This window comes from Dactylosporangium sp. McL0621, from assembly GCF_049995355.1.
GTDB lineage: Bacteria > Actinomycetota > Actinomycetes > Mycobacteriales > Micromonosporaceae > Dactylosporangium.
On record NZ_CP188259.1, the window covers coordinates 561,384 to 587,540 of the forward strand.

The following is a 26,157-nucleotide window of genomic DNA, read 5'->3' on the forward strand; positions in this document are numbered from 1 at the left end:
TCGGTTGCGGTGCTGCGCCACCACACGGAGTCCTATGGGTTCGCTGGCGTAGCGTACACGACCTGCACTTTCGTCGGATATTTCGCAGCCAGCGCCCGGGCTGCCGCGATGTTCGTCGGCGCCGCCGGGTCGCCGAACGCCACCGGGAGCGGCTGCCCGGATTTGACGTTCGGCCGGTACGGGTGCTCTCCATCGACAACGAGCAGGCTCGCCTCCGGGTCGTGCACGAAGAAGCGGACGGGCACCGGGCTCTCGCGCACCAGCCGGTCCAGGTCGTCCATCGTGGCCGCCTTTCCGGCGGACCCCGGGTACAACAGTCCGGACCAGGCCGGGAAGTAGCGGTACTGGTGCTGCAGCGCCGCCGCGCCCAGCGTCGCCGACCAGTTGCGCCACGGGCTGCCCATCAGGTCGACGTTGACCGCGCCGCCCCCGTCGGGGTACATGCGGGCCATGAGCAGGGCGTCGCGGGCGGCCTCGGGGGAGCCGCGGTCCTTGCCGAGCGCGAGCTTCACCCCGGGCGCGACGGGCGTGGCGTGCCACTCGCCGCCGGCGAACGCCAGCGCGGCGACCACGGGCAGGGCCACGGCCACCCGCGCGGCCACGCCGAGCGCGGGGGCGAAGCGCACCAGCCCGCCCAGCGCGCACAGGCTGACGACGATCAGCAGGTGCAGGAGCTTGTCGAAGTAGTACACCGGGCGGCCGATCGTCGCGGTCTGGTACAACCCGAGCCCGGCCGCGAGCGTGAACGCCACGGCGACGGTGAAGAGCGCGGCCCGGTTGCTCGGCGAGCGCAGGCCGCGGCGCAGGAGCACCGCGAAGACCGCCAGCCCGACCAGCGCCGCCGTGGCCGGTCGGTCCACGACCCGGGCCGTGCCGTTGAGCAGCAGCTGGGCGCCGCTGGAGGCGGCCATGGCGGTCAGCGGGCCGATCGCGCTCACGAGCGCGACAAGCGCCGCGGCGAGCCAGCCCCACCAGAACCGCCACAGCCGCGCGCGCTTGATCCACCACAGCGCGGCCAGGCCGGCGAAGGGCAGGAACAGCGGGTAGCTGAACGAGATGCCGACCAGCAACAGGGCCACGGTCACGGTCTGTTCGCCGAGGCGGTGCAGGGGCCGGACCACGATCGCGGTGAGCACCGCGGCGCAGGCCAGGCCGGCCAGCTCGTTCGGGTACCCGCGCGAGAGCACGGTCACCGGGTCGCCCAGCACCAGCCAGGCGGCCGCGATGAGCAGCACCGGCAGCAGCCGGGCGGTCGTGGTGGCGGGGCCGGCCAGGCGGCGCACGGCCCAAAGCACGGCCAGCGCGAGCAGCAGGAACGTGCCGACCAGCAGCCACACCATGACGTCGGCGCTCGCCGCGGCCGAGGTGCGGCCCGTGGTCGAGGAGATGAACCGGTACAGCACCGCGTAGGCGAAGTGCAGGCCCTGCGGGTAGTTCGCGATGCCGGTCAGCTCGTCGTCGGGCACGAAGGGGCGCAGCGCCTCGGGGCGCAGGAAGAGGTACCCGCCGGTGCGCCCGATGACGTCGTAGAGCAGGTAGTGCCGGGCGATGTCCTCGCCCGCGAGCGGCAGGCCCAGGCGGCCGCCGAGGTCGCGCGCGGCGTACGGGATCAGCGACACCGCGCTGACGCCGGCCACGGCCACGGCGAGCAGCCGGTCGACCTTGGCCTTGCCGGGTTTCTGGAGACGGCCCGTGGCGGCCGCGATGACCACGAGGACGGTGAGCGCGACGCCCGCGACCAGCGTGGGGTGCAGGTGCCCGGGCCAGAGGGTGAGGCCGAGCCCGAAGACGCAGGCGGCCCCGAAGAGCTGGGCGCAGGAGAGGACGAACCGGTCGATGAGCCCGGTGGCGCCCCGCTGGACGGCCATCGTGCCGGCGAGCACGACCAGCGGCAGCAGGGCGTCGAGGCGCAGCGGGTGGGCGGCCAGCGGCACGGCCCAGGCGAGCACGAGCGCGAGCCCGGCCGTTTTCGGGCTGGTCCGGGCCTCGGACGGCTCGGTTTCGGGCCGCATCACCGTCACCACATGCACTCTCCGTCACTGGCCCGGGCCGGCGGTTCGCGTCGGCCGCCGGGAGGTGACGATATCGCGTCGCCCGGGTACGGTCGGTTCCGGCGTCATCTCAGTGACTGATGGTGATGGAGGGCCCGGCCTTGGTTCAGGGCAAGACCCGGAAAAGACGTGGCCGGCGGGATCCGGCGTGGGCTCGTGCGCTGGTCATCGCCGGTGCGCTCATGATGATCGTCGCGGGCGGCGCGTTCGTGGTGAAGGACGCGGTGCTCGGGTTCGCGACCCGCAGTGTGCACAAGGAGGACCTGCTGCCGCAGGAGGCGCAGCAGGGACGGCACGCGTCGATCAGCGGGTCGAAGAACATCCTGCTCATCGGCATCGACCCGCGGCCGAACCAGAACCCGAACGACGCGATCCGCTCCGACTCGATCCTGATCCTGCACATCCCGGCGTCGCACGACATGGCCTTCCTGATCTCGATCCCGCGGGACACGTGGGTGTCGATCCCGAAGTACGACAACGGCAAGCGGGTCTACCGGGGCGGCAAGGACAAGATCAACGGCGCCTTCGCCGAGGGCGGCATCGGGCTGACCGGCAAGGACCAGCGCAAGCACGGCACCACGCTGCTCGCCGCGACCATCAAGCAGAACTGGGGCGTCACCTTCGACGCGGCCGCGATCGTCGACTTCGTCGGTTTCCAGGAGGTCGTCAAGGTGCTCGACGGGGTCGACATGTACGTCGACCAGCGCACGACCTCGGTGCACATCGGCCACGACGCGCGGGGCAACACCAAGACGCCGTTCGAGCAGCGCGACGCGCCCAACGGCGGCACCCAGCTGATCCCGATCAAGGGGGTGACGCCGGTGGTGTACGAGGTCGGGTACCAGCACCTCGAGGCCTGGCAGGCGCTGGACTTCGTGCGCCAGCGCGAGACGCTGCCCAACAGCGACTACGACCGGCAGCGCCACCAGCAGCAGTTCATCAAGGCGCTGCTGAAGAAGATCGCGAGCAAGGAAGTGATCGGCAACCCGCCCAAGCTCAACAAGGTGCTCGACGTCATCGGCCGCGCGATGACGATCGACACGGGGCCGTTCGGCGTCGACGACTGGATCTTCGCGATGCGGGGGATCGACGGCGACCGGCTGCTGACGCTCAAGACCAACAACGGCGGGTTCCACCAGTCCACGGAGAACCCGGGGGCCGAGGCGCTCGACCAGACGACGCTCGACCTGCTCGCGGCGGTCCGGGCGCGCACGGTGCCGGAGTTCGTGCAGAACCACCAGACGATCGTCGGCGCCTCGTAGGCGAGATTTTTCAGCGGGCGCCCGTCGATTTCCCCCCGACGGGCGCCCGCTCCATCCCCCCACGCAGAGTTGGCTGTGGGGTTTCCGGTCCTTGTTACTCGGCTACGGCGCTGAGCTCGGTGCGCAGGGTCCGCAGCGCGCCGGCCAGCAGCCGCGACACGTGCATCTGGGAGATGCCCAGTTCGGCCGCGATCTGGGACTGGGTCAGGTTGCCGTGGAACCGCATCGCGATGATCTTCTGCTCGCGCTCCGGCAGCTTGGCCAGCAGCGGGCGCAGGGCCTCGCGGTTCTCGACGTTCTGCATGTCCGGGTCTTCGCCGCCGAGCAGGTCGCCGAGGCCGGCCGCGCCCGGGTCGCTCCCCTCGCCGGCGGGAGCGTCGAGGGACAGGGCGCGGTACGCCTGCCCGCAGTCGAGGCCCTCGATGATCTCTTCCTCGCTGACCTCGAGCCGCTTGGCGAGGTCGGCGACGGTCGGGGAGCGGCCGAGGTCCTGGGCCAGGTCGCCCGAGACCTTGCTGATCTCCAGGCGCAGCTCCTGGAGGCGGCGGGGAACGCGGACGTCCCAGCCCTTGTCGCGGAAGTGCCGCTTGAGCTCGCCGACGATCATCGGGATCGCGTAGCTGGTGAACGCCGCCCCGCGGGACGGGTCGTAGCCGTCCACGGACTTGATCAGGCCGAGGTTGGCGACCTGGACGAGGTCGTCGAACTGCTCGCCGCGGTTGCGGAAGCGGCGGGCCAGGTACTCGGCGAGCGGGATGTACAGCTCGATGAGCCGGGCGCGTACGCGGTCGCGGTCGGGGCCGGCCTGGAGGTCGGCCATGAGCGACAGCAGCGCGCGGGCCTGCGCGTCGGTGGCGCGGGTGCTGGTGCTCTCGCTCGCGGCCTGGGTGCTGGGCGCGGCGTCGGCGAGGGCGCGGTCGATGGCACGGTCGACGGAGATGGTCATGGGAATGTGGCCCTTCTGGTGCTTGACCGGCGGGTTCGGTGGTCGGCAGCCTGCGCGCAGACTCGTGCTGCGCCCGGGAAGGAAGGAAGGCATGCGCCGCCACGCCGGTCGGAATCGCTACTCGGCGCCCGTTTCTTGAGCGCCGGTGCAAGACCTGCGTCGCTCGCCGGGGCACACCGCCGCTGCTGGACGGCACCCCGCGGCCGAACTGTCCGTTCGGCTGAGGCGAGCTGACCCGACTGTACTAGATCTCCACGCCGAACGCGAGGCCTGGGCGTTGAAGTCTGTCGCTGTATCACTGACTGTTGATTGGGTCAATACGCTGAGTATCCACAATGCCCGAGTGTGCATTTCAGTTTGGTAATCGATCAGGTCCGCATGCCGATACCGGGGCTGCGTTTTTGCAGCGCGCAAGCTACCGTCTCCACCGTGGCGCGCGCCTGTTTCAACATTGATCCGTGAGGTGCGGATCGGGGTGCCGTCGCTAAGGAGTTACACGTGGCATCAGGCACGGTGAAGTGGTTCAACTCGGAGAAGGGCTACGGCTTCATCTCGCAGGACAACGGTGGTCCCGATGTGTTCGCGCACTACTCGGCGATCCAGGCCACCGGCTACCGCGAGCTGACCGAGGGTCAGAAGGTCGAGTTTGAGATCACGCAGGGCCAGAAGGGGCCGCAGGCCGACAACATCCGCGCGGTCTGACACACACCCCAAGTCGTAGGCCGAGACCCGCTTCACGGCCGAAGGAGTAGCAAGCCCCCGTCCGAGAACCCTCGGCGGGGGCTTTGCAGTTTTGTGAGACTTTCACAGATCCCGGCACTTTCGCCGACTTGTCTCAGGGCCTTTGCGTGCTTGTCCCGCGTTGCGCGCTGAGCGCTGGTTCGGGCCTTTACGCCAGGGCCGCCTTGGGGCGGGCGAAGACCTCGGGCGTGCACGAGTGGGCGTATGCGTGCCGGATCATTCGCAGCGCCCACCCCATGCGGTGGGTCGCGCACTCCGGATGGTCGCCGAACTCGGTCGCGACATTGGCCGCGCAGCCCTGAACACCGATGTGCCGCAGGGTGCTGGTGACCGCCGCGCGCACGTCCCGGTCCGCCGGGAACTGGGACATCTGCAGCGTGGAGGCGAAGAGCGCTTCGGCGCGGACCGCTTCGAACGTGGACTCCATCACAACCTCCTGCCGAACTCTCTCTCCCTGCTGTGGTCCAGCTAACTCCTGTCCAGGTGCCGGGGCGGGAACTGTTCGGTTGCGAAATGGTTCGGTTCCTCTAAGGGGAACGCTCGGCGGACAGGCCGAATTCCTCAAGTACGCCGGTCAGCTGCAGCAGCCGGTGCACCGCCGGGCTCGTGCCGGTGATGCGCAGGCCGCCGCCGACGTCGGTGTTTGCGGCCACGAGCACCTGCAGGCCGGTCGAGTCCATGAAGGTCACGCCGGTCAGGTCCAGGTCGACCCGCGACGGGCCGTGGCGGTGGATGGCTTCCCGGAGCACGTTGATCAGCTCGGGGGCGCTGGTCATGTCGAGCTCGCCCGAGGCGGTCACGGTGACCGTACCGTCCGGGGCGGGGGTGGCCTGGGCGGCGAACTGGGTCATAGCAGCTTCGTGACCTTCACGAGCAGGCCGTCGCGGTCCACGTCGACGGCGTCGGCGAGGCTCCGGACGACCTTGAGGGAATGACCGGAGGTGGTCAGGGCGTTGAGAGTGTCAGACGCGGACTCTCCGGGGTTGGTGACTTCGATCACACACTGGATCTCGTCGACCGTCGCGCGGACCTGAAAGGCAACACCGACGCGCACATGGGCGATCACGTTCGCCCACGTCTCGTTGACGATGAGGCCGATGTCTGTCCGGGTCTGTTCGGTCACGCCGAGCCCGCTCAGGGCCCCGTCCAGAACATGCCGGAGCGTGTTCATGTGATCGAGGTCGCGCGGTAGGTCGACGGTGAGGCGAAGGTCCACGAAACAACTCATACCGCAGCTGTTCAACAAGGAAACGTCGGGACGGTCCCAAAACGATCAAGCTGTGGCCGGGGCGACGCTCAGCCGGCGTAGGCGAAATCGTGGGCGGCCAGGTCCTCGTAGGCCTCGCGGACCATCTGCAGCGCCCAGGACATGCGGCGGGCGGCGGTCTCGGGGTGCTCGCCGAACTCGCCGGCGACCCGGCCGGCGCAGCCGTTGACGCCGTAGCGGCGCAGCGTGCTGGTGACCGCGCCGCGCACCTGCAGCGGCGTGGGCTCCTGCGAGGCCTAAAGGACGGAGGCGAACAGGGCCTCGGCGCGTACAGTGTCGAATGTGGTGTCCATGTCAACCCCCCGGTTGATGTGCTTCCTGACACCATTCAGAGAACAGGTGGACCGGTGCCTCGCCGGGACTCCTTCGGGTGCCGGACGGTAGCGCGGCCTCCCGGCCAGCGTGGGGGCGGTTACGGCCCCCGGGACCCGCCCGGTTGCCGGACGGTTGCCCGCCACGCGGGCGCAGGGCTTGCCGACCGATCGTGTTCGGGTTACGGTCGATCCAGTCCCGCGGAAGTCGGCAATCTGCCGCCCGGGGACGCTCTTCGCCACCGCGTGTCACGCTCTCGCGTAGGAAGCCAGGCGGCCACCGCACACGCAGCGCAACCCCGTTCCTCGGATACACGCGTACCCGACGATCGCTTTTCCTCACGGCCGAACAGTCCTAGGAGGACGCATATGGCCCCAATCGAAGTGTTGGAACGCACCACCCAGAAACAGAACCCCGCAGGTCAGGGCCGCCGCCGGACCCGCTCCTCGCCTCGCAACCGCGATCACAGCCGCCCGGCCAACCAGCCGCAGCCGCCCACTCCGGGCGAGGCCCGCGAGGTCGCCGGCATCGCCGACGTCCACCGCGACAAGATGATTCTCCGGGTCGACAGCTACCTGCCCAGCCCCGAAGATGTCGCGATCCCCGCGGCGATGGTCCGCAAGTACGGCCTGCGCCAGGGTGACGCCCTCACCGGCAGCGCCAACGGCGGCACGCTCACCCGGCTCGACACGGTGCACGGCAACGACCCCGAGTGGGCCCGCAACCGTCCCGAGTTCAGCAAGCTGACCGCGCTGTTCCCGCAGGAGCGCCTGCGCCTGGAGACCGGCCCGCGCCAGCTCACCGCCCGGCTGATCGATCTGGTCATGCCGATCGGCAAGGGCCAGCGCGCGCTGATCGTATCGCCGCCGAAGGCCGGCAAGACGATGGTCCTGCAGGCGATCGCCAACGCCGTGGCGCGCAACAACCCCGAGTGCCACCTCATGGTGCTGCTGATCGACGAGCGGCCCGAAGAGGTCACCGAGATGCAGCGCTCCGTGCAGGGTGAGGTCATCGCCTCGACGTTCGACCGTCCGGCGAACGAGCACACCGGCGTCGCGGAGCTCGCCATCGAGCGTGCGAAGCGCCTTGTCGAGCTCGGCCATGACGTGGTCTTCCTGCTCGACTCGATTACCCGGCTCGGCCGGGCGTACAACAACTCGGCCCCAGCCTCGGGGCGGATCCTCAGCGGTGGCATCGACGCCAACGCGCTGTACCCGCCGAAGCGGCTCCTCGGTGCCGCGCGCAACATCGAGAACGGCGGCTCGCTGACCATCATCGCGTCCGCGCTGGTCGAGACCGGCTCGACGGGCGACACCGTGGTCTTCGAGGAGTTCAAGGGCACCGGCAACGCCGAGCTGAAGCTGGACCGCAAGCTCGCCGACCGCCGCGTCTACCCCGCGATCGACATCGACTCGTCGAGCACCCGTCGCGACGACGTGATCCTGCACCCCGACGAGCTGATGGCCATCCAGCGCCTGCGCAAGGCCCTCAGTGCCTCCGGGCCGTCGGCGACCGAGCAGCTGCTTGACCGTCTCGCCAAGACGCAGTCGAACGCCGAGTTCCTGACGCTCCTGCTGCGCGGCCAGGCCTGATGCCGCGCTAGAGCGCCAGACGAGCCATACGGGAGTGCCGCGCTAGAGCGCGACGCGGGAGCGCATCAGCGCCTCTTCGGTGGGCAGGACGCCCAGAGCCGAGGCGAACGCCATCTCGCGGCCCCAGGACGCCACGTCCGCCGGGGCCAGGTCGGCCATGCCCTCGACGGCGACCAGGTGGGCGCGGTACGCCAGCCAGCGCGCCGCCGCCGCCGCGCCGTCCGGCGTGTTCTGGTCGCTCCAGCGCATCTCGACCACGAGGAACATGGCCAGGTAGACGGCGCCCGCGGCCATGAGGGAGCCGGTGATCTGGTCGGCCAGGTTCGCGTGCAGCTTGAACGAGGTCCACATCCACGTGGCGAACATGAGCGCGGCCGGCAGGGCGGCCGTGGCCAGCAGCATCCGGCGGGTGGGGCGGGAGAGCCGAGCCTGGGACAGGCCGCGCGTGCGGGCCTCCTCGATCACGGCGCGGTAGAAGGTGCCCCGCCAGCGGCGAGCCTCCGTCCAGCTGCGGAACGCCAGGCTGGTGAGGGACGCCTCGCCGTTGACCGAGAGCTGGTTGACCCGGTCGAGGACCTGCTGCTCGTACGGCGTGAGGCTGCGCCCGTCGCCCTTGCGGAGGCGGACCGTCGTCTCCTCGGGATCGTCGCCGGGCTGGCGCAGCTCCAGGAAGCCGCGGGCGGCCAGGTCGAGCAGCGTGCTGTCGATCGCGTCCTCGTCGGAGCGCCACCGGTTGACCATCAGGCTGACCACCGCCGGGGGCTCCTCACCCGGAGGAGTGGTCAGCGCCTCGCCGGCCTCGGGCAGCCGTGGCCGGGAGCGCCAGAGCGAGGCGACCGTCAGCAGCACCCACACCGCAAGCGTGACGGGCACGCTGAGCTGCAGGAACGGTGGCCAGTCCACGGGAACCTCCGGGCGGGGATCTGCGATGGCGGCGGAGCAGGGGAGCCCAACCACCTTAGACCGTGCGGCCGTGAAGCCGACGCTGGTGCCCGCCGTTGATCCGCTAAATGATGATAAGTCCGATATGTCGGGCTAGCGGAGCGCCCGACATATCGTATGAGCGTGCAGATCCCTCTGGTGCCGGAGATCGAGCTCGAGCTCGCCGAAGAATGCGTCGGGCTGTTCGATGCCACCGGTGGATATCGCAGCGATACGCCGCCGCCGTTCTGGCGGTTCGCGTGGCCCGGTGGAATGGCACTCGCCCGATTCGTCCTCGATTTTCCGCACATAGTGCGGCAAAAGCGAATCGTTGATCTGGGCAGCGGCTCCGGCATTGTGGCAATCGCCGCCGCAATGGCCGGGGCGCGCCAGGTCGTCGCCGTCGACACCGATCCCGCGGCGCGCGCCGCGGCCGTGCGCAATGCCGCGCTGAACCGCGTCGAGGTCGAGACGGGCGCGGAGCCGGTGCCGGGCGACGTCGTGCTGGCCGGGGATGTGTTCTACTCCCCGGCCGTCGCGCCCGCCGTGCTGAAACTCCTGCGCGGGACCGAGGCCTACGTCGGCGACCCCGGCCGCGGCTTCCTGCCCGAGCGGCTCTTCGAAGCGGTCGCGGTTTACGACGTCCCCGTCCGCCGGGCTCTGGAGGACGGGGACGTCATGCGTACCACGGTGTGGCGGCTCGCTACTTCCCGCGCTGCTTCGGCTGCTGGTCCTTGAGCTTGTCGAGGCCCTTGTCGAGGCCGGCCCGCCGCAGGGCGTCGGCGAGCGCGCCGCCGCCGCTGAACGACGAGTCGCGGCCGCCGCCGGAACGCCCGCCGCCGGTACCGCCACCGCCGGAACGTCCGCCGCCGCGGGCATCGCCGCCGCGGGAGTCGCCGCGCTGACCGTCGCCGCGCGGGCCGTCGCCGCGCGGGCCGCCGCCGCGCTGACCGTCGCCCCGGGGACGGCGCTCGGCCGGGCCCGAGCCGCCACCGGACGCCGGCGCGGCCTCGTCCTCGAGGCGCAGCGTCAGCGAGATGCGCTTGCGCGGGATGTCCACGTCGAGCACCTTCACCCGCACGATGTCGCCGGGCTTGACCACCTCGCGCGGGTCCTTCACGAACGTGCGCGACAGGGCCGAGACGTGCACGAGGCCGTCCTGGTGCACGCCCACGTCGACGAAGGCGCCGAACGCGGCCACGTTCGTGACCACGCCCTCCAGCAGCATGCCGGGCGTCAGGTCCGAGATCTTCTCGATGCCGTCGGCGAACTCGGCGGTCTTGAAGGCCGGGCGCGGGTCGCGGCCGGGCTTCTCGAGCTCCTTGAGGATGTCGGTGACGGTCGGCAGGCCGAACGTGTCGTCGACGAACTCCGCGGGCTTGAGCCGGGCCAGCGCCGTACCGTTGCCGATCAGTCCTTTGACGTCGCCGCCCGTCGTGGCCAGGATGCGCCGGACGACGGGGTAGGCCTCGGGGTGCACCGAGGACGAGTCCAGCGGGTCGTCGCCGTCCGGGATGCGCAGGAAGCCGGCGCACTGCTCGAACGCCTTCGGGCCGAGGCGGGCGACGTCCTTGAGGGCGCGGCGGGTGCGGAACGGGCCGTTGGCGTCGCGGTGCGCGACGATCGCGGCGGCCAGGGTCGAGCCGATGCCGGAGACGCGGGTCAGCAGCGGGGCCGACGCGGTGTTGACGTCGACGCCGACGCCGTTCACGCAGTCCTCCACGACGGCGTCGAGGGAGCGGCTCAGCTTCGCCTCGGACAGGTCGTGCTGGTACTGCCCGACCCCGATCGACTTCGGGTCGATCTTGACCAGCTCGGCCAGCGGGTCCTGCAGGCGCCGGGCGATCGAGACCGCGCCGCGCAGCGACACGTCCATGCCGGGCAGCTCCTGGGAGGCGTAGGCGGAGGCGGAGTACACCGAAGCGCCCGCCTCCGACACCATCACCTTCACCACCGACAGCTGCGGGAACTGGGCGACCAGGTCGGCGGCCAGCTTGTCGGTCTCGCGGGAGGCGGTGCCGTTGCCGATCGCGATGAGCTCGACCTTGTGCTTCTGGCACAGCGCGGCCAGCGCCGCGATCGACTCTTTCCACTTGTTCTGCGGCACGTGCGGGTAGATCACGTGCGTGTCGACGACCTTGCCGGTGGCGTCGACGACGGCGACCTTCACGCCGGTGCGGAAGCCGGGGTCGAGGCCCATCGTGGCGCGGCTGCCGGCCGGGGCGGCGAGCAGCAGGTCGCGCAGGTTGGCGGCGAAGACGCGCACCGCCTCCTCCTCGGCCGCCTGCCACAGCCGCATCCGCAGGTCGATGCCGAGGTGCACAAGGATGCGCGTACGCCACGCCCAGCGGACCGTGTCGGTGAGCCACTTGTCGCCCGGCCGGCCCTCGTCGCGGATGCCGAACTTCGAGGCGATGGTCGGCTCGTACAGCGACGGCGCCTCCGGGTCCTGGGTCGGCTCCAGCACCAGGTCGAGCATCTCCTCCTTCTCGCCGCGGAACATGGCGAGGATGCGGTGGGAGGGCAGCTTGGTGAACGGCTCGCTGAAGTCGAAGTAGTCGGCGAACTTGGCGCCGTCGGTCTCCTTGCCGTCGCGGACCTTGGAGACGACCCGGCCCTGGGCCCACATCTTCTCGCGCAGCTCGCCGATGAGGTCGGCATCCTCGGAGAAGCGCTCGACCAGGATGGACCGGGCGCCGTCCAGCGCCGCCGCGACGTCGGCGACGCCCTTCCCGGCGTCGACGAACACGGCCGCGGCCGCCTGCGGGTCCACGTTCGGGTCGGCGAGCAGCCCGTCGGCGAGCGGCTCCAGGCCGGCCTCGCGGGCGATCATCGCCTTGGTGCGCCGCTTGGGCTTGAACGGCAGGTAGATGTCCTCGAGCCGGGCCTTGGAGTCGGCCCCCATGATCTGCGCCTCGAGGGCCTCGTCGAGCTTGCCCTGGCTGCGGATCGACTCGAGGATCGCGGTGCGGCGCTCCTCCATCTCGCGCAGGTACCGCAGCCGCTCCTCCAGCGTGCGCAGCTGGGCGTCGTCGAGCATCTCGGTCGCCTCTTTGCGGTACCGGGCGATGAAGGGCACCGTGGCGCCGCCGTCGAGAAGGTCGACCGCCGCGGCCACCTGCCGCTCCCTGACGCCGAGCTCTTCCGCGATGCGCTGGTGAATCGAGACCGTCACGACCATGCATTGTGCCCCACCGGGCCCGGCTGCACCCAGCAGCCACAACGCCAATTAACGGAACGGGTCGGTGACCCAAAGTAGTTTTCCGGGAAGCGTTATTGACCCTGGGCCGCCACGTCTCCTGAATAGGTTCGACAGGAGGCGCTGATGAGCACGGCCACGGTGATCGCGGCACGAGCCGGTGACCAGCGGGCACTCGATGCCCTGGTCGGCGAGTACCTGCCGCTGATCTACAACATCGTCGGGCGCGCGCTGCAGGGGCACGCGGACGTCGACGACGTCGTGCAGGAGACGATGCTGCGCGTCGTCGACGGGCTGCCCCGCCTGCGCGAGCCGGAGAGCTTCCGCTCCTGGGCCGTCGCCATCGCCATGTCGCAGGTCCGCGACCGGCACCGCCGCCAGACCCAGGCGCCGCTGGTCGGGGACTGGGCCGACCCGACCGACACCGCCGACCCCGGCGCCGACTTCGCCGACCTGGCCATCACCCGGCTGCGCCTGTCCGGCCAGCGCCAGGAGGTCGCCGAGGCCACCCGCTGGCTCGACCACGACGACCGCGAGCTGCTCTCGCTGTGGTGGCTGGAGGCGGCCGGGCAGCTCGACCGCGAGGAGGTCGTCGACGCGCTGCACCTGACCCGCCAGCACGCGGCTGTGCGCATCCAGCGGATGAAGGCCCAGCTCGACGCGGCCCGGGCGGTCGTGCGCGCGCTGGCCGCCCGGCCCCGCTGCCCCGAGCTCACCGCCGTGCTGCACAGCTGGGATGGCCGTCCGAGCGCTCTGTGGCGCAAGCGGCTGGCCCGGCACACCCGCGAGTGCCGGCAGTGCGACCGGGCGTGGTCGGACATGGTCGCGGCCGAGCGGCTCCTGGCCGGCATCGCGCTCGTGCCGGTCCCGTTCGTCTTCAGCGCCATGGCCGCGGGCGGCGCCGGCACCGCGGCCACGACGACGGCCGCGGTCACCACCGGCAAGGCGGGCGGGATCAAGGCGATGCTGTTCGGCTGGTTCGCCGCCTCGAAGCCGGCGCTGGTGGGCCTCGCGGCGACGGCCGCCATCGCCGGTACCGCGGGCGCCGCCTACATCGCCACCCAGGGCGACGAGAAGCCGGCCGTGGTGGCGGCGGCCCCTTCCACCTCCCCGGCCGGGAACAGGCCGAGCGAGGCCCCCGCCCCGAGCGAGGGGCCCAGCAGCGCGCCGCCGACCGCCACCCCGTCCAAGACCACCGTGGCCGCACTGCCGCCGGCGACCAAGAGCGCCAAGAAGGGCGTCAGCACCAACGACAAGTTCGGCGCGAACAACGCCCCGGCGATCAAGGACGTCAAGGCCGCCTGGTACTACGACTGGTCGCCGAGCCCGGTCGCGACCGTCGCCGGCGCCGAGTTCGTGCCGATGGTCTGGGGCGGCGGCAACGTGAGCGGCGACCTCGCCAAGGCCAAGGCCAACGGCAAGACCCTGCTCGCGTTCAACGAGCCGGACCTCAAGGAACAGTCGAACATGACCCCGGCGCAGGTCCTCGACCTGTGGCCGCAGCTGCAGGCGACCGGGATGCGGCTGGGCAGCCCGGCCCCCGCGTTCGGCGCGGACACCCCCGGCGGCTGGTTCGACCAGTTCATGCAGGGCGTGAAGGACCGCGGGTACCGCGTCGACTTCATCACCTTGCACTGGTACGGCGGCGACTTCGGCCCCAACGCGGCCAGCCAGCTCAAGACCTACATCCAGAACGTCTACAACCGCTACCACCTGCCCATCTGGCTGACCGAGTACGCGCTGATGCGCTTCGACAACGGCACCGTCTACCCCTCGACCGACCAGCAGGTCGCGTTCGTCAACAGCTCGACGGCCATGCTCCAGGGCCTGTCCTACGTCGAGCGGTACAGCTGGTTCCTGCTCTACACCAGCAAGTCCGGCGACACCGGCCTCTACAGCAACGGCACCACCCCGACCCAGGTTGGCGCCGCCTATCGAGCCGCAGGAGGATGATCATGGACGCGAGATCGAGCGGGGCCGCCACGCTGCTCGCCGCCCTCAACGAGGCGTGTGAGGACTTCCAGCGCTACGGCCAGCAGGTGGCCGCGGCGTACGGGCAGTTGCCGGGTTCCATGCACTGGGAGCTCATCGGCCGCATCGGGCGGATCGGCCCGGGCGAGTCGCCCTTCGCGCTCGTCGGGGTCGTGCTGCGGTACGAGCGGACCACGGTGGACCTGGGCGTGGACGTATGGGTGCGCGAGGGGGCGTTCGAGGTGAGCGGCTACGCCACGATCGACGGCCGCCGGATGCTCATCGACCTGCCCGACGTGCTGACCGAGGACGTCGACGAGGCGATCAGCGCATTGCGGGAGTACACCCGCCGGCTTTGCGCCCGTCGGAATGTTCTCGAGGAAGCGGCCTGAGCACACGCACCACCACCGCGACCAGGCCGAGCGCCGCCGTGGCCGCGCCGCAGGCCACCAGCGTCGCGGCCGGGCCGGCCGCCTGCACCAGCGGCGCGCCCAGCAGCGCGCCGAGCGGCGTGGACACGACGAGCACCGCGTGCCGGGCGGCCAGCACCGGCGGCAGCCGCTCGGGCGGCACCACGCGCTGGAAGATCGACATGCTCGCGGTCGGGTACGGCGCCCACGCGAGCCCGGCCAGCGCCAGCGTGAGCAGGTCGGCCCAGCGGGGCAGGCCGAGGCCGAGCGGCAGGAGCAGCAGGCCGAACGCGAGCACGGAGCCGATCGCGGCCGGCCACAGCGGCAGGCGCGGCAGGTGCCCCGTGGCGATCGCGCCGATCACGGCGCCGACGCCGAAGGAGGTGTACAGCAGCCCGACGTCCTGCGCCGACGACGCGAAGAGCGGTATCGCCACCGGTACCGGGCCGAAGAGCAGGAAGAACCAGAACGACAGCGTCATGAGCGCGACGAGCCGCCGGTCGCGCCGGATCGCCGCGAACCCGGCCGAGCGGTGTTCCCGCCGCGGCAGGGGGCCCCGGGCGCGTACCAGCGCGAAGGAGACGGCCAGCACCGCGAACGTCACCGCGTCGGCCGCGAGCACCGCAGGCGCGCCCAGCCACCCGATGAGCAGCCCGGCGAGCAGCGGCCCGGCCACCGTGGCGGCCTCGGTGATCAGGGTGAGCAGCGCGTTCGCGGGCACGTGCAGCTCGGCCGGGAGGACCTGGGCGACGAGGGTGTACCGCCCCGCCGACCCCCACGCCGAGAGCAGCGCGGAGCCGGCCAGCAGCGCGGTGTACCGGCCGATGGTGAGCTCCCCCAGCCAGGCCAGCACCGGCACCGCGCCGAGCAGCACCGCCCGCAGGGCCGCGTCGAGCGCGGCCAGGTGCGCCCCGCTCCGGCCGCGCAGCAGCGGCGCCAGCAGCACCGCGCCGGCCGCGCCCGGCAGCGTGTAGGCCGCGATCGCGAGCCCGACCCACAGCCCGCGCTGGTGCTGCGGCGCGCACTGCAGGGCGAGCCAGCCGATCGCGACCGCGCTCATCCCGTCGCCGAGCGCGGACAGGGCCAGGCCGGGCAGTACTCGGCCGAAGATCCGGTTCCGCACCACCGGCCAATAGGGAGGCATCGATTGATTCTGGCCCATGCGGGCATGGGGGTCGATGCCTGTGGGCGGTCCGGAGCGAAGCGGAGGGGCCGCCCACCTTGAGTGCAGTGTTGACGCGCCGGCGCCGGAGCTTGCGGAGGCGGCGGCGTGAAGTTTGCTACACGCCGCCGGGGCGCAGGCGGGGCAGGCGCGTGTCGACGTCCGGCACCGAGTAGCCCAGCGCCCGCAGCCGCGCGCTGACCTCCTCGATGGGCTTACGGATCTTCTGCGCCGCGGCCAGCAGGTGGTTGAGCGGCACCGGCTGGGAGGCGTCCAGCCACGGGCGCGAGCCGTCCAGGTCGGTGCTGGCCAGCAGCAGGTCGTTCGGCTTCACCGAGTCCACGGCGATGCTGGAAAGATCCACATCCACGGTGTACCCGAGCGTCTCCAGCCGGGCCGCGATCTCGTGCACCGGCCGGCGCACCCGGCGGGCGGCCTGCAACAGGTGCGGCAGCGGCACCTGCTCCTCGAGGTCCAGCCACGGCTGCGAACCGTCCAGGTCGCGGCTGGTGATGAGCAGGTCGTCGGGCTCCACCTGGTCCAGCGAGGGGCCGGCGCCGTGCAGGCTCACCGCGTAGCCCAGGAACGTCAGCCGGGCGGCGATGTCGTGCACGCTGCGGCGGGTCCGCTGGGCGGCGCGCAGGATGCGGATCGTGGGCACCGGCTTCATCGGGTCGAGCCAGGGGTCGGACCCGTCGAGGTCCTCGCTGGTGATGGTCAGGTCGTCGGGCTCGAGATGGTCGATGAGGATGGCGTCCGGGTCGACGTCGACGCGGTACCCGCACGCGGAGAGCCGCGCCGCGACCTCCCGCACCTCGCGGCCGGTCGACTCGGCGGCGCGCAGCAGGTGGATCAGCGGCACCGGGCGGGACGAGTCCAGCCACGGCTGCGAGCCGTCCAGGTCGCGGCTGGCCAGCTGGAGGTCCTCCGGCTCCAGCTTCACGACCTCGATCGCGTCGAGGTTGCCGCCGAGCTGGAAGCCGAACGAGCGCAGCCGCGCCGCGACCTCGGTCACCGGCCGCGAGGTGCGCTCGGCGGCGCGCAGCACGTGCACCGGGGCCACCTCCTCGCTCAGGTCCAGCCACGGCGAGGTGCTGTCCAGGTCGCGGGAGATGAGCACCAGGTCGTCGGGCTCGGTGGTGAGCGTCTCCCAGCCGCTGTCCAGCGGGTACCCCAGCAGCGCCAGGCGGGCCGCGATCTCCTCGGCCGGCAGCCCGACCTTGTGCGCGGCGCGCAGCAGGTGCAGCAGCGTCACCGGCTCGCGCGGGTCCAGCCACGGGTGTGAGCCGTCCAGGTCACGGCTGGCGATCGTGAGGTCGCGCGCGTCGAACTGCTCCAGCGGCAGCACGTCGACGTCCACGTCGACCTCGAAGCCCAGCTGGCGCAGCCGGGCCACCACCTGGTGTACGGTCCGGCCGCTGCGATGGGCCGCACGCAGGAGATGCACCAGGTGTACCGGCTGATCGGGCTGCAGCCACGGGCGCGTACCGTCGACGTCCCGGCTCGTGAAGATCAGGTCGTCGGGGTCCACGCCCACGGTCGTGGCGCCCACCGACGGCTCGAAGCCCAGCGTCTCCAGCCGCGCGGCGACCTCCGGGGCCGAGCGCCCGGTCTTGCGCGCCGCCCGCACCAGGTGCACCAGCGGCACGATGTCCACCGGGTCGAGCCAGGGGCCGGTGCCGTCCACGTCGACGCTGAGCAGCAGCGCGTCGGACGGGCGGGACCGCAGCGCCCGCCGCCAGTCCGCGCCGGGCTTGAGCACCTTGCGGTAGCGCCCGCCCGCGGCCAGCGCGGTCAGCCGCCACTCGACGAGCTCGTCCGGGCCGCCGACGGGGCCGTCGTTGGCCACGAAGCAGCCGGTCACGGCCGCGTCGACGGTCTCGCCGTCCATCTCCCACTTGCCGTGGCCGCGCTCGATCGCCTGCTCGAAGATGAGGTCGGCGACGAGCGGGCGCACCGGGGCGAGCCGGCACAGCCACTCGTAGCCCAGCAGGGTCGTGCCGGGCGCGGTGAGGGCGGGGACGGCCTCCCACAGCAGGCGGTCGACGTCGTCCTCGCGGTACGCCAGGATCTTCGTGCGGTCGACGGACAGGCGCGGCGCCAGGTCCCGGTTGAGGTTGACCACCGCCCCGAAGATCTCCTTGCCGGCGTAGAGGCCGTCGGCGAGCAGCGCGCCGCTGCTGCGGCACCACCAGACCCGCGAGCCGTCGGCCGCGACCACGCCCGGCCCGACGCGCTCCTCCTCGTCCTCGTCGTCGCCGAGGTCCTCGGCCACGCTCGACAGCTCGCCGGGCGCCCAGGCCTGGCTCTGCACGCCGTCGGTCGCGTCGGTGCCGAACTCGGCCACCCACAGGAGCTTGCGCAGCTCGTCCACGGCGCTGACGGTCACGCCCTCGCGCAGGTGCAGCCGGACCGTTGTACCCGTCTCGGTGCCCGGCCCCAGGTCCTGGATGCGGAACAGGCTGCCGGGGCCCGCGATCGAGACCCGCAGCCGCTCGCCGGCCTGGCCGTCGCGGCCCATCCGGCACGTCTGGACGGTCAGCTCGTCGGCGAGCATGAAGTAGCTCAGCACGCCGATGCCGAAGCGGCTGTTCGGGAACAGCTGCACCGGCGGGTCGAGCCGGGCCCACTCCGCCTGCTCCTCCAGGAACTCGGGCAGGTCGGCCAGGCGGACGCCGGCCTGCGAGAAGACCTCGCTGAGCTCGCGCACGCCCATGCCGATGCCGTTGTCGGAGCAGTCGAGGTAGGCGCGGCCGTGCTCGTCGACGCCCTGGGTGAACTGGATGCGGCCGTCCCACGGCAGCCGGCGGTCGTGGGCGCGGGTGAGGTACTCGGTGCGGGCCTCGCGGTAGCGGCAGGCGTCCAGCGCGTTCTGGTACAGCTCCCGGATCGCCAGCGCCGGGTCACCGTAGAGCTGCTCGCCCATGAGCAGCTCCCGGACCCGGTCCTCGGCGAGCCGGAAGCGCACCCCGGCGGACTGGTAGGCCGGCGCGCCGTCGCGCACCAGCGGCCCGACGTCGTCGGTCGCGGCCCGGTTGGGCAGGTGCCGCAGCGGCAGCAGCTCGTCGTCGCGGGCGGTGGCGCGCTGCGCCTCGGCCAGCAGCTGGTTGAGCGTGTCGATGTGCGCCCGCAGCGCCACCTCGATCGACGGGTGCGCGCAGGCGGCGGTGAGCACCAGCGTGGCGCCCCGCAGGTCCCAGTGCGAGTCGCGGACGGTGGCCAGCACCTGACCCGGGGTGACCGGGTCGCCGATGCCGAGGTGCTCGCCGACGACCTCCGGCAGCACCGTGACCTCGATGGCCAGGCCTCGCGCGATGGCCAGCAGGAAGCCGACGAGCCGCTCGCGTACGTCACCGTTGCGCGACAGCAGCGACTCGGGCCGGTCGTGCCGGTTGAGGAACGCCGGGTCGGCCCGGATCGCGCGCAGCAGCTCGGCGGTGCGCGCGTCCTCGGCCGCGCCGGTCAGCGCCGCGATCGTCTCGGGCTGGTAGGCCTGCGGGCGGCGGCCGATCCACCGGTGCAGCAGCCACCAGCCGAGCTCGGCCGCGGTCTCCCGGCGCCCGGCGCGGATCGCGGCCAGGGCCCGCCGGTGCGGCTGGGCGTAGGTCTGCGTGAAGCGCTCGAACGCGGCCCGGTCGCTCGTCGCGTCCTGGGAGGGCTCGAGATCGCCGGGCTGCACCCCGCGCTCCTGGGCCGCGAGGCCCGACCAGAGGGCGTCATGCAGCAGCGGTACCGTCACGAGCAGCAGCGCCTCGGCCCCCGTGAAGATCACGTCGGCCGGCAGCAGGTCGAGCAGCTTGGTGATCTGCTGCGACATCCGGTCGCCGAAGTCGTCGTCCTGCCACGGGTCGTCGCCCAGCGCGGCCGCGGCCCGCCCGCGCGCCCTGGCGAGCGATCCCGCCAGCGCGACGGCTTGCTCACGGTGCGCTGACGCGTCCTCGACGCGACCCCACACCGTATGCTGACCCGCGATCGTTTCCCAGCCCGTTGGCGCCATGCGGGAAAACTTACCGGCCGACCGCAACGCACTGCGCGTAATACCGTCTGCTGGCGTTCCGGATGTTTGTGACTCGGACTTACGACCGGTCGCCTTTTCCTGCGCCAGCCGCTACGGTGCTCCCGGCGTCTATGGTCACCGGAGGGGGATCCACGGAATGTCCGTCGCTGGAGACGGGGACAACGCGGGCGTTTCGGGCGCGGAGCCGCCCGCCGCCGGGCCGCTGCCACCCGCCGCCGGTCCCAACCCCCGCCATCGCGTGCCCCCGACGGCCGCGGCCGCGGCGCGCGTGCTGCCGGAGCCGTTCACGCCGCCGAAGCCGAGGATCCCCGCGGTGCCCCACCAGCGCCGCCCCGACGGCCCGACCGCCGTCGCGAGCGCGGCCGTGCCGCCCGCCGAGGAGCCCGATCCGCTACCGGTGGCGACGCTGGCGGGCGAGGCGCGCGCGGACGCGGCCGATATGGGCGACACCCGCAACCTCGAGTTCATCGTGTCGCTGCCGGGCATCTCGAACGACCCCGACGACGTGGCGCCGGCCTCGGCCGACCCGATCGAAACGGTCGACGGCGAGCTGGTCCCCGACGGCCCGGCGTTCCCCGCCGACGACTCCCCGACCGTCGCCGACTACAAGGTGCCGGCCCTGACGATCGTCACCGACTACGCGCACGAGGACGCCGAGGACTACCGCGGCAGCCGTCGACACCGGGTGATGCCCTGGCGGCGGTACCCGGTCGGCGCCGTCGCCGTCGCCGTGCTCATCCTGCTCATCACCGGCGCCGTGGCGTTCCAGGCCGTCCGCGGCCACTCGACGCCGGGCAAGAGCGACAGCGCCCTGCCGGGCCGGGTCCCGGGCGTCGACATGCCGGGCGGCGCGGCCCCGGCGGGCGCCGTGGGCAGCCCCTCCGGCGAGACGACCGGCCCCGAGGCGACCGGCGACGGTGCGAACCCGGCGACGACCCGCCCGCGCACGACGGCGACCGGCTCGGCCGTCTCCCACCCGGGCGGCTCGGCGGCCGTGTCGACGCCCCCGACGAAGGCGGCCACGACGACGCCCCCGCCGCCGGTGGTCCAGCCGACGCAGGGCCGCGTGGTGGGGGCGCAGTCGCGCAAGTGCCTGGAGTACCGCAGCGGCTCGGCCTATCGCGTGGTCATCGACGACTGCGGCGGCTCGGCCCAGGTGTTCCGCGTCCAGGGCAACGCCGCGACCGGGGCGGTGCTGCTCGCGGACAACAACTACTGCCTGGACGTGCAGAACCGGGACACCGCGAACGGGACGCCGATCCAGGTGTACCAGTGCAACGGCACGCCGGCGCAGGTCTGGGTCCGCCGCGCGGACAACACCTGGCAGAACCCGAACGCGAAGCGCTGCCTGACCGCGACGGGCACGGGCGCGGGCTCGTCGATCGTCATCTGGGACTGCGTGGGCGCCGCGAGCCAGATCTGGACGATGCAGTAAATCGTTTCCGATCGTTTGGATCCGACCGATTGCAAACGGTACGCCGCCTCATTCGCTTACATTCAGTCATGAGTCCCGGAATATGATCTCCGCACCCCGTCGATGACGCCTCTACGCCAACCTCGTGCTTAGCCACTACAACCTGGCCTTTTGTATCGGTTACCGCGACGAGGCCTACTTTCGCGTCGTGCTGGCCGGCGAGTTTCGGAATCCGTTGATGCGCGGCTTCTGGGCGGAGGTGCGAGAGTTCCGCCACGCGGTCCGTCCGCCCGGCACACCGGAGGGAGCCTTCGACGCACTGTGCGAAGAGGCTTACCAGGCCGGTGTACCGGGTGGTGAGGAGACCTGACGTCATGCCGCCGGGATGTCCGGGCCGGTCATTTCCTCGTGCGAACCCCGGTCGCGCGGTGTGGATCGCATGCGGTGACCTTGTCGGGTGACCGCGTCAATGAGACGCAACGCGAACGGCTTGGCGATATGCGATGTCTGCGATCGGCGCTCCTGGAATCCCAGCGCGACGACCGAGGCGAGCAGGATCGCGCCGCCCACCGCCGACCACGGGGTCAGCGGCTCGTGCAGGACCATGGCGCCCAGGGCCACGGCGGCCAGGGGTTCGCTCAGGGCGACGACCGAAGCCGTGGTGGCCCGGACCACGGTCAGGCCCCGGAAGAAGAGGGCGTACGCCAGGGCCGTCGGTACGGCGCCGAGGAAGACCAGCAGGCTCACGGTCTCGCCCAGGTGGTGCGCGCCCGGGGCCAGGCCCTCGAAGGCGGCCACCGGCAGCAGGGCCGCGGCGCCGATCGCGAAGCCGCTCAGGGCCGAGTCGTACGGGTCGTCCGAGTGGGCGCGGTTGAGCAGCGTCACGGCGGCGTAGCCGGCGGCCGAGACCAGGGCCACCGCCAGGCCGGCGAGCGGGTGTCGTCCGGTGCCCGGGTTCTGGGCGACCAGCAGCACCAGGCCCAGCACCGACGCCGCGACCGTGGTCAGGCCGGCCCGGCCCAGGCGCTCGCCGAGGAAGAGGCGGGCGCCGATGGCGATCAGGATCGGGCCGGAGCCGAGGGTGACCACGGTGACGATGCCGACGCCGCCCAGCGCGATGGCGACGTAGTAGGCGGTCTGGTACACCGCCATGCCCAGGCCGTTGAGGATCCGCGTGGAGCGGGCGGCCTTGCGGGGCGTCGCGGTGCGCAGGAACGGGCGCAGCGCGGCGAGCAGGGCCAGGCCGCCGGCGTAACGCCAGAACGTGACGGCGATCGGGCCGAGGTCGCTGTGGTGGTACAGCACGGCGGCCACGAAGCCGCCGACGCCCCACGACACGGCGGCGAAGGCGATGAAGGACAGGTTGAGGCCGATGGAGTTTCGCATTCGGGTGTGCTCCCGGGTGGTCGGTGGGCTGGACGCGTTCCGAACGCGGGCAGCCGCCACCGGCCCGGGGCCCTGGCCGCCGGGTGCTGTGGTTCTTGGCCTGCCCGCTACCGGATGGGCGGCGGGCACACGACGCGCAAGCACATGCGCGGGACCTTAGCGATCACCCGGCGGCGCGACACCTGAATTTGTCGTCTGGTCACGATGTGATGACAAGTCCCCGACACTCCCGCGTTGATCGACACGTACCGCGATCGCGACACGCCGGTTGACACGCCGCTGAGCGCGGGTTTCTTGCCTGGTCGTAACTATTCGTGTACCGAACTTCGTCGAATAGTCACCTTTCGATCGGGCGCCGGGTTGGTGCGTGGCGATTACGCTGTAGCGACACGCACAGCCGGAGGTCGCGCCGTGGCCATTCACACCCCCGCCACGTTGGCACAATCCCCTCGTGACCTGCCGTGGACCCTCACGGGCGGGCGCGGCATTTTCGGTCTCGACCCAGTGACCGGGGCCATCGTGCTCTGGCTCGGGCTGATGGTGCTCATCTTTGTATTCGTCCTGCTGGCCGCGTTCCTGTCGCGCTGGAGCCTGTACCGGCTCAACCGCGCCGACCGCCGCGCCGCCGTCGAGGAGGCCGAGGCGAGCCTGAGCCCGGCCGAGCGCGCGCGGCTGCGCACCGAGGCCGGCGAGCTCATCCGGCAGGCCGCCGCGACGGCCGCGGCCGCCAAGCGGGCCCAGCTCACCGTCGTCGAGGCGCAGGCCCGCAGCCTGTCCGCGCAGATCGCCCGCGAGCACGCGTGGACCACGTTCGACGTGGCCCAGAAGGCCTACCAGGAGGCGCTGCAGGCCGCCGGGCAGGTCGTCGAGACGCAGCAGGCGCCGATCGACGCGGACGACGAGACCAAGCGCGAGGTGTCGCGCGCGGCCCTGGACGCCTTCAAGCGCGGCGACATCACCGTCGACGCGCTGGAGCAGGTGTTCAAGGGCGTCGCCGGCGCCGACCCGCTGCAGGAGCTCGCGGCCCGCGAGGTCGAGCTGCGGCGCACCGCGGAGAGCCGCGCACGCCGGCTGTACGAGGCCGCGGCGGCGACCGAGCGCGCAGCGGTGAAGGCGGCGGACGTGGCCGTGGTGGCCGCGGCGGCGCTGGCCCAGGAGGCGGCGGAGGTGGCCGAGGAGGCCGCGGAGCTGCGCAACACCCTGGACGCGGCGCGGCAGGCGGGCATCACCGCGTCGACCCTGCTCCCGAGGCCGCGCGTGCCCCGGCAGCGCGGCCGCAACTCGCGCTCGGACACGGCGGACAAGGCGACGCTCTCGGCGGGCGAAGCCGCCTGACGGCACCGGCATTGACGCGATTTGGGGCCGTTGGAGGCGCGGGCTTCGAGTGGTCGAAATGGTCCGATTCGGGCGCCCGGGGGCGAGCTTCGTTGCCGTGGTTTCGAGTGGTTGGGCTGCTCCGATTCGGCCTCGGGGGTCGAGATACGACGAAGAAGCCGAAGCGCGGCCAAGAGCCGGCCGGCGGTGGAGATCCGCTGTCCGGAGCGCGCCGCCGCCCCGGCGGGCATGCTCGGATTCGGTGCCGTCCGCGGGTGAGACCCGCACGCCGAGCTGCGATGAAGAAGCCGAAGCGCGGCCAAGAGACGGCCGGTGCTGGATGAACGCCGCGGCGGGTTGATGTCCGCGCGCGGAAGGAGCGGGTCAGGCGGTGTCCGCCAAGGCGTCCGGCGGGGCCAGGGGCTCGTCGAAGTGCATGTCGGCCAGCGCGGCCTGCAACCGCGGCAAGTCGTCGTCGGCGAGTTGGAACGACGCTCGGCAGATCTTGTCCACCCACAGTGACACGACCACCGTGCCCCGCGCGGGATGGCACGTCACGCGCATGGTGCGGTCGCCACCGCGTCGGTCCTCGAATACGTCGCCCGATTTGGGCAGCGCCACCAGCTCACCCATGCATCGATGGTGCGGCACCTAACGCCGGTTCAGCAAGCGTTCGGTGCCGCCTCATCCACGAGATCGCCCGGACCCTCAGTCAGCGACCGGTATCACTGCGCTCGGCGACGGGTGCTCGACGACCACGCGGGCGGGGTGCGGTACACCCGAATCGCGATCCAGCTCGAGCAGCGCCACGGTGTTGGAGTGCTGGTTCGCCACGCACAGGGCGCCGTCCAGCACCGCGAAGTGGCGCGGGTAGGTGCCGCCGGTGCTCACCTCGTCCACGGGCAGGAGGCCGCCGCCCTCGACGGCGAAGGTGGTGATCGTGTCGTTGCCGCGGTTGGCCACGTAGAGGTGCCGGCCGTCGCGGGAGAGTGCGATCTCGCTCGGCAGGTTGTCGCCGACCGGCTGCACGAGGCAGGAGGGCTTCACGTCCAGCAGTTCGAAGCCGGAGGTGTACGTCGCGACGGTCGACGACAGCTCGTTGGCGACGAACACGCGGCCGTCGGGGTGGAACACGAGGTGCCTCGGGCCGCTGCCCAGCGGCTGGACCGTCGTGGTGCGCAGGTGCTCCAGGCGGCCGTCGGGTGTCACCCGGTAGTGCACGATCGCGTCCATGCCCAGGTCGACCGCGTGCAGCGTGGTGCCGCGGATGGTCACCTGATGGGCGTGCGGGCCCTCCTGCCGGTTCGCGTTGACGCTCGCGCCCGCGTGCTGGGCCACGTCGGTCGGGCCGTCGAGCCCGCCGTCCGGCCGCAGCGCGAACGCCGCGACGCTGCCGGTGCCGTAGTTGGCCACGAACAGCCGGCCGCCGGCGACCGCGGCGTGGCACGGGGAGCCGCCGCCGGACGGCAGCGTGTTGATCAGCTCGCCGCCCGGGGTGAAGGCCGACACCTGGCCGCCGTCGAGCTCGCCGACGGCGTACCGCACGCCGCCCGGGCCCACGGCGAGGTAGCTCGGCGCGGGCGTCCGCACCGGCGGGGCGAGCGGCTTGAAGTCGTCGTCGTAGGTGGAGTACTGATCTGCGTAGGAGCCGATGAGCAATGGCACCCGACCAAGCCTAGGCTCCGTGCCATGGGTGTGCAGCGCGGACGGCCCCTGATGCCCGGATATGGCATCGAGGAGAGCGACGACGGCCTGCTCGACTGGGAGACGGTGCTCGGGCGGCTGCGGGAGTCGCACAACTACTGGGTGTCGACGGTACGCCCGGACGGACGCCCCCACGCGATGCCCGTCTGGGCCGTCTGGGTCGACGAAGCCGTGTGGTTCTCCAGCGGGCGGCGCTCGCGGAAGATCCGAAATCTGCAGGTCAACCCGGCGTGCACCGTCACGACCGAGAGCGGCGCCGAGCCGGTGGTCGTCGACGGCCGGGCGGAGGTCGCCGACGCGGTTCCGGCCGTGCTCGACGCGTACCGCGAGAAGTACGGCTCGGGGATGGAAGTGCCGGGCAGCGCGATCGTGCGCGTGGCGCCCAGCGAGATCTTCGCGCTCGAGGAGGCCCGGTTCGCCCGGACGCCGACCCTCTTCCGGGGGTGGGGCTAGCACTACCATTGATTCAGGTGCTGCCTGGTTCGAT

The 26,157-nt window shown here is 71.9% G+C and carries 22 protein-coding genes and 1 pseudogene; 10 read left to right on the plus strand and 13 right to left on the minus strand.

What is annotated here, in order from left to right; translation table 11 throughout:
- Positions 1 to 32 precede the first annotated feature (32 nt).
- Entirely contained in the window at positions 33 to 2,012 is a 1,980-nt protein-coding gene (locus tag ACPPVO_RS02570; RefSeq protein ID WP_426509707.1) for a hypothetical protein, read from the minus strand.
- Positions 2,013 to 2,233: 221 nt separating this feature from the next.
- On the opposite strand from ACPPVO_RS02570, the gene ACPPVO_RS02575 reads away from it, so the two are divergent.
- Entirely contained in the window at positions 2,234 to 3,313 is a 1,080-nt protein-coding gene (locus ACPPVO_RS02575; RefSeq protein ID WP_426509708.1) for an LCP family protein, read from the plus strand.
- Positions 3,314 to 3,407: 94 nt separating this feature from the next.
- Here ACPPVO_RS02575 and ACPPVO_RS02580 read toward each other — a convergent pair whose 3' ends face one another.
- Positions 3,408 to 4,259, minus strand: a complete 852-nt coding sequence (locus ACPPVO_RS02580) for an RNA polymerase sigma factor SigF (protein ID WP_426509709.1) — start codon at positions 4,257 to 4,259, stop codon at positions 3,408 to 3,410.
- Positions 4,260 to 4,757: 498 nt separating this feature from the next.
- Here ACPPVO_RS02580 and ACPPVO_RS02585 point away from each other — a divergent pair, with 498 nt between their 5' ends.
- Complete coding sequence (locus ACPPVO_RS02585) at positions 4,758 to 4,961, plus strand: cold-shock protein (protein WP_190251213.1); 204 nt, start codon at positions 4,758 to 4,760, stop codon at positions 4,959 to 4,961.
- Between the two features lie 187 nt (positions 4,962 to 5,148).
- Here ACPPVO_RS02585 and ACPPVO_RS02590 read toward each other — a convergent pair whose 3' ends face one another.
- The 4 genes from ACPPVO_RS02590 to ACPPVO_RS02605 all read right to left on the minus strand — a co-directional run bounded on the left by ACPPVO_RS02590 (position 5,149) and on the right by ACPPVO_RS02605 (position 6,476).
- Positions 5,149 to 5,427 (minus strand): hypothetical protein, encoded by a 279-nt coding sequence (locus tag ACPPVO_RS02590; RefSeq protein WP_426509710.1) that lies wholly within the window; start codon positions 5,425 to 5,427, stop codon positions 5,149 to 5,151.
- A gap of 100 nt (positions 5,428 to 5,527) precedes the next feature.
- Positions 5,528 to 5,851: an STAS domain-containing protein gene (locus ACPPVO_RS02595; RefSeq protein ID WP_426509711.1), complete on the minus strand. Its 324-nt coding sequence runs from the start codon at positions 5,849 to 5,851 to the stop codon at positions 5,528 to 5,530.
- Complete coding sequence (locus ACPPVO_RS02600; protein WP_426509712.1) at positions 5,848 to 6,216, minus strand: ATP-binding protein; 369 nt, start codon at positions 6,214 to 6,216, stop codon at positions 5,848 to 5,850. The genes ACPPVO_RS02595 and ACPPVO_RS02600 overlap by 4 nt, the downstream gene beginning before the upstream one ends.
- An 80-nt stretch (positions 6,217 to 6,296) precedes the next feature.
- Positions 6,297 to 6,476 (minus strand): hypothetical protein, encoded by a 180-nt coding sequence (locus tag ACPPVO_RS02605; RefSeq protein ID WP_426509713.1) that lies wholly within the window; start codon positions 6,474 to 6,476, stop codon positions 6,297 to 6,299.
- A gap of 522 nt (positions 6,477 to 6,998) precedes the next feature.
- On the opposite strand from ACPPVO_RS02605, the pseudogene rho reads away from it, so the two are divergent.
- Positions 6,999 to 8,171: pseudogene (rho, locus tag ACPPVO_RS02610) on the plus strand (transcription termination factor Rho); the annotation flags it as partial.
- 42 nt (positions 8,172 to 8,213) lie between these two features.
- Here the strand turns inward: rho and ACPPVO_RS02615 are convergent.
- Positions 8,214 to 9,074, minus strand: coding sequence for a DUF2207 family protein (locus ACPPVO_RS02615; protein WP_426509714.1), 861 nt, complete (start codon positions 9,072 to 9,074; stop codon positions 8,214 to 8,216).
- 156 nt (positions 9,075 to 9,230) lie between these two features.
- Here ACPPVO_RS02615 and ACPPVO_RS02620 point away from each other — a divergent pair, with 156 nt between their 5' ends.
- Positions 9,231 to 9,830 carry a class I SAM-dependent methyltransferase gene (locus tag ACPPVO_RS02620; protein WP_426509715.1) on the plus strand — a complete coding sequence of 200 codons (600 nt, stop codon included), beginning with the start codon at positions 9,231 to 9,233 and terminating at the stop codon, positions 9,828 to 9,830.
- Here ACPPVO_RS02620 and ACPPVO_RS02625 read toward each other — a convergent pair.
- On the minus strand, positions 9,796 to 12,267 hold the full coding sequence (locus tag ACPPVO_RS02625) for a Tex family protein (protein ID WP_426509716.1): 2,472 nt from the start codon (positions 12,265 to 12,267) through the stop codon (positions 9,796 to 9,798). The two genes, ACPPVO_RS02620 and ACPPVO_RS02625, sit on opposite strands and share 35 nt — an antisense overlap.
- 150 nt (positions 12,268 to 12,417) lie before the next feature.
- Here ACPPVO_RS02625 and ACPPVO_RS02630 point away from each other — a divergent pair, with 150 nt between their 5' ends.
- Positions 12,418 to 14,244, plus strand: a complete 1,827-nt coding sequence (locus ACPPVO_RS02630; protein ID WP_426509717.1) for a sigma-70 family RNA polymerase sigma factor — start codon at positions 12,418 to 12,420, stop codon at positions 14,242 to 14,244.
- A 2-nt stretch (positions 14,245 to 14,246) separates the two neighbouring features.
- Positions 14,247 to 14,654 carry a hypothetical protein gene (locus ACPPVO_RS02635; protein ID WP_426509718.1) on the plus strand — a complete coding sequence of 136 codons (408 nt, stop codon included), beginning with the start codon at positions 14,247 to 14,249 and terminating at the stop codon, positions 14,652 to 14,654.
- Here ACPPVO_RS02635 and ACPPVO_RS02640 read toward each other — a convergent pair.
- Positions 14,587 to 15,816, minus strand: coding sequence for an MFS transporter (locus tag ACPPVO_RS02640; RefSeq protein WP_426509719.1), 1,230 nt, complete (start codon positions 15,814 to 15,816; stop codon positions 14,587 to 14,589). The genes ACPPVO_RS02635 and ACPPVO_RS02640 overlap by 68 nt on opposite strands.
- A gap of 136 nt (positions 15,817 to 15,952) precedes the next feature.
- Positions 15,953 to 19,831 carry an HD domain-containing protein gene (locus ACPPVO_RS02645; RefSeq protein ID WP_426509720.1) on the minus strand — a complete coding sequence of 1,293 codons (3,879 nt, stop codon included), beginning with the start codon at positions 19,829 to 19,831 and terminating at the stop codon, positions 15,953 to 15,955.
- 157 nt (positions 19,832 to 19,988) lie between these two features.
- On the opposite strand from ACPPVO_RS02645, the gene ACPPVO_RS02650 reads away from it, so the two are divergent.
- Complete coding sequence (locus tag ACPPVO_RS02650) at positions 19,989 to 21,287, plus strand: RICIN domain-containing protein (RefSeq protein ID WP_426509721.1); 1,299 nt, start codon at positions 19,989 to 19,991, stop codon at positions 21,285 to 21,287.
- A gap of 124 nt (positions 21,288 to 21,411) precedes the next feature.
- Positions 21,412 to 21,636 (plus strand): DUF6082 family protein, encoded by a 225-nt coding sequence (locus tag ACPPVO_RS02655; protein WP_426509722.1) that lies wholly within the window; start codon positions 21,412 to 21,414, stop codon positions 21,634 to 21,636.
- Positions 21,637 to 21,638: 2 nt separating this feature from the next.
- Here ACPPVO_RS02655 and ACPPVO_RS02660 read toward each other — a convergent pair whose 3' ends face one another.
- Positions 21,639 to 22,652 carry a DMT family transporter gene (locus ACPPVO_RS02660; RefSeq protein ID WP_426509723.1) on the minus strand — a complete coding sequence of 338 codons (1,014 nt, stop codon included), beginning with the start codon at positions 22,650 to 22,652 and terminating at the stop codon, positions 21,639 to 21,641.
- A 504-nt stretch (positions 22,653 to 23,156) separates the two neighbouring features.
- On the opposite strand from ACPPVO_RS02660, the gene ACPPVO_RS02665 reads away from it, so the two are divergent.
- Positions 23,157 to 23,987, plus strand: coding sequence for a hypothetical protein (locus ACPPVO_RS02665; protein WP_426509724.1), 831 nt, complete (start codon positions 23,157 to 23,159; stop codon positions 23,985 to 23,987).
- A 363-nt stretch (positions 23,988 to 24,350) separates the two neighbouring features.
- Here the strand turns inward: ACPPVO_RS02665 and ACPPVO_RS02670 are convergent, their stop codons facing one another.
- Together ACPPVO_RS02670 and ACPPVO_RS02675 are read right to left on the minus strand one after the other, a co-directional pair.
- Positions 24,351 to 24,599, minus strand: coding sequence for a hypothetical protein (locus ACPPVO_RS02670; protein WP_426509725.1), 249 nt, complete (start codon positions 24,597 to 24,599; stop codon positions 24,351 to 24,353).
- Between the two features lie 75 nt (positions 24,600 to 24,674).
- Positions 24,675 to 25,631: a lactonase family protein gene (locus ACPPVO_RS02675; protein ID WP_426509726.1), complete on the minus strand. Its 957-nt coding sequence runs from the start codon at positions 25,629 to 25,631 to the stop codon at positions 24,675 to 24,677.
- Between the two features lie 24 nt (positions 25,632 to 25,655).
- On the opposite strand from ACPPVO_RS02675, the gene ACPPVO_RS02680 reads away from it, so the two are divergent.
- Positions 25,656 to 26,123 (plus strand): pyridoxamine 5'-phosphate oxidase family protein, encoded by a 468-nt coding sequence (locus ACPPVO_RS02680; RefSeq protein ID WP_426509727.1) that lies wholly within the window; start codon positions 25,656 to 25,658, stop codon positions 26,121 to 26,123.
- Positions 26,124 to 26,157: the final 34 nt, after the last annotated feature.

Bases quoted from the DNA above. Each gene is read 5' to 3' on its own strand.
- ACPPVO_RS02570 (WP_426509707.1), bottom strand. From the start codon at position 2,012: ATGCGGCCCGAAACCGAGCCGTCCGAGGCCCGGACCAGCCCGAAAACG.
- ACPPVO_RS02575 (WP_426509708.1), top strand. From the start codon at position 2,234: ATGATGATCGTCGCGGGCGGCGCGTTCGTGGTGAAGGACGCGGTGCTC.
- ACPPVO_RS02580 (WP_426509709.1), bottom strand. From the start codon at position 4,259: ATGACCATCTCCGTCGACCGTGCCATCGACCGCGCCCTCGCCGACGCC.
- ACPPVO_RS02590 (WP_426509710.1), bottom strand. From the start codon at position 5,427: ATGGAGTCCACGTTCGAAGCGGTCCGCGCCGAAGCGCTCTTCGCCTCC.
- ACPPVO_RS02595 (WP_426509711.1), bottom strand. From the start codon at position 5,851: ATGACCCAGTTCGCCGCCCAGGCCACCCCCGCCCCGGACGGTACGGTC.
- ACPPVO_RS02620 (WP_426509715.1), top strand. From the start codon at position 9,231: ATGAGCGTGCAGATCCCTCTGGTGCCGGAGATCGAGCTCGAGCTCGCC.
- ACPPVO_RS02630 (WP_426509717.1), top strand. From the start codon at position 12,418: ATGAGCACGGCCACGGTGATCGCGGCACGAGCCGGTGACCAGCGGGCA.
- ACPPVO_RS02635 (WP_426509718.1), top strand. From the start codon at position 14,247: ATGGACGCGAGATCGAGCGGGGCCGCCACGCTGCTCGCCGCCCTCAAC.
- ACPPVO_RS02640 (WP_426509719.1), bottom strand. From the start codon at position 15,816: ATGCCTCCCTATTGGCCGGTGGTGCGGAACCGGATCTTCGGCCGAGTA.
- ACPPVO_RS02645 (WP_426509720.1), bottom strand. From the start codon at position 19,831: ATGGCGCCAACGGGCTGGGAAACGATCGCGGGTCAGCATACGGTGTGG.
- ACPPVO_RS02650 (WP_426509721.1), top strand. From the start codon at position 19,989: ATGTCCGTCGCTGGAGACGGGGACAACGCGGGCGTTTCGGGCGCGGAG.
- ACPPVO_RS02660 (WP_426509723.1), bottom strand. From the start codon at position 22,652: ATGCGAAACTCCATCGGCCTCAACCTGTCCTTCATCGCCTTCGCCGCC.
- ACPPVO_RS02670 (WP_426509725.1), bottom strand. From the start codon at position 24,599: ATGGGTGAGCTGGTGGCGCTGCCCAAATCGGGCGACGTATTCGAGGAC.
- ACPPVO_RS02680 (WP_426509727.1), top strand. From the start codon at position 25,656: ATGGGTGTGCAGCGCGGACGGCCCCTGATGCCCGGATATGGCATCGAG.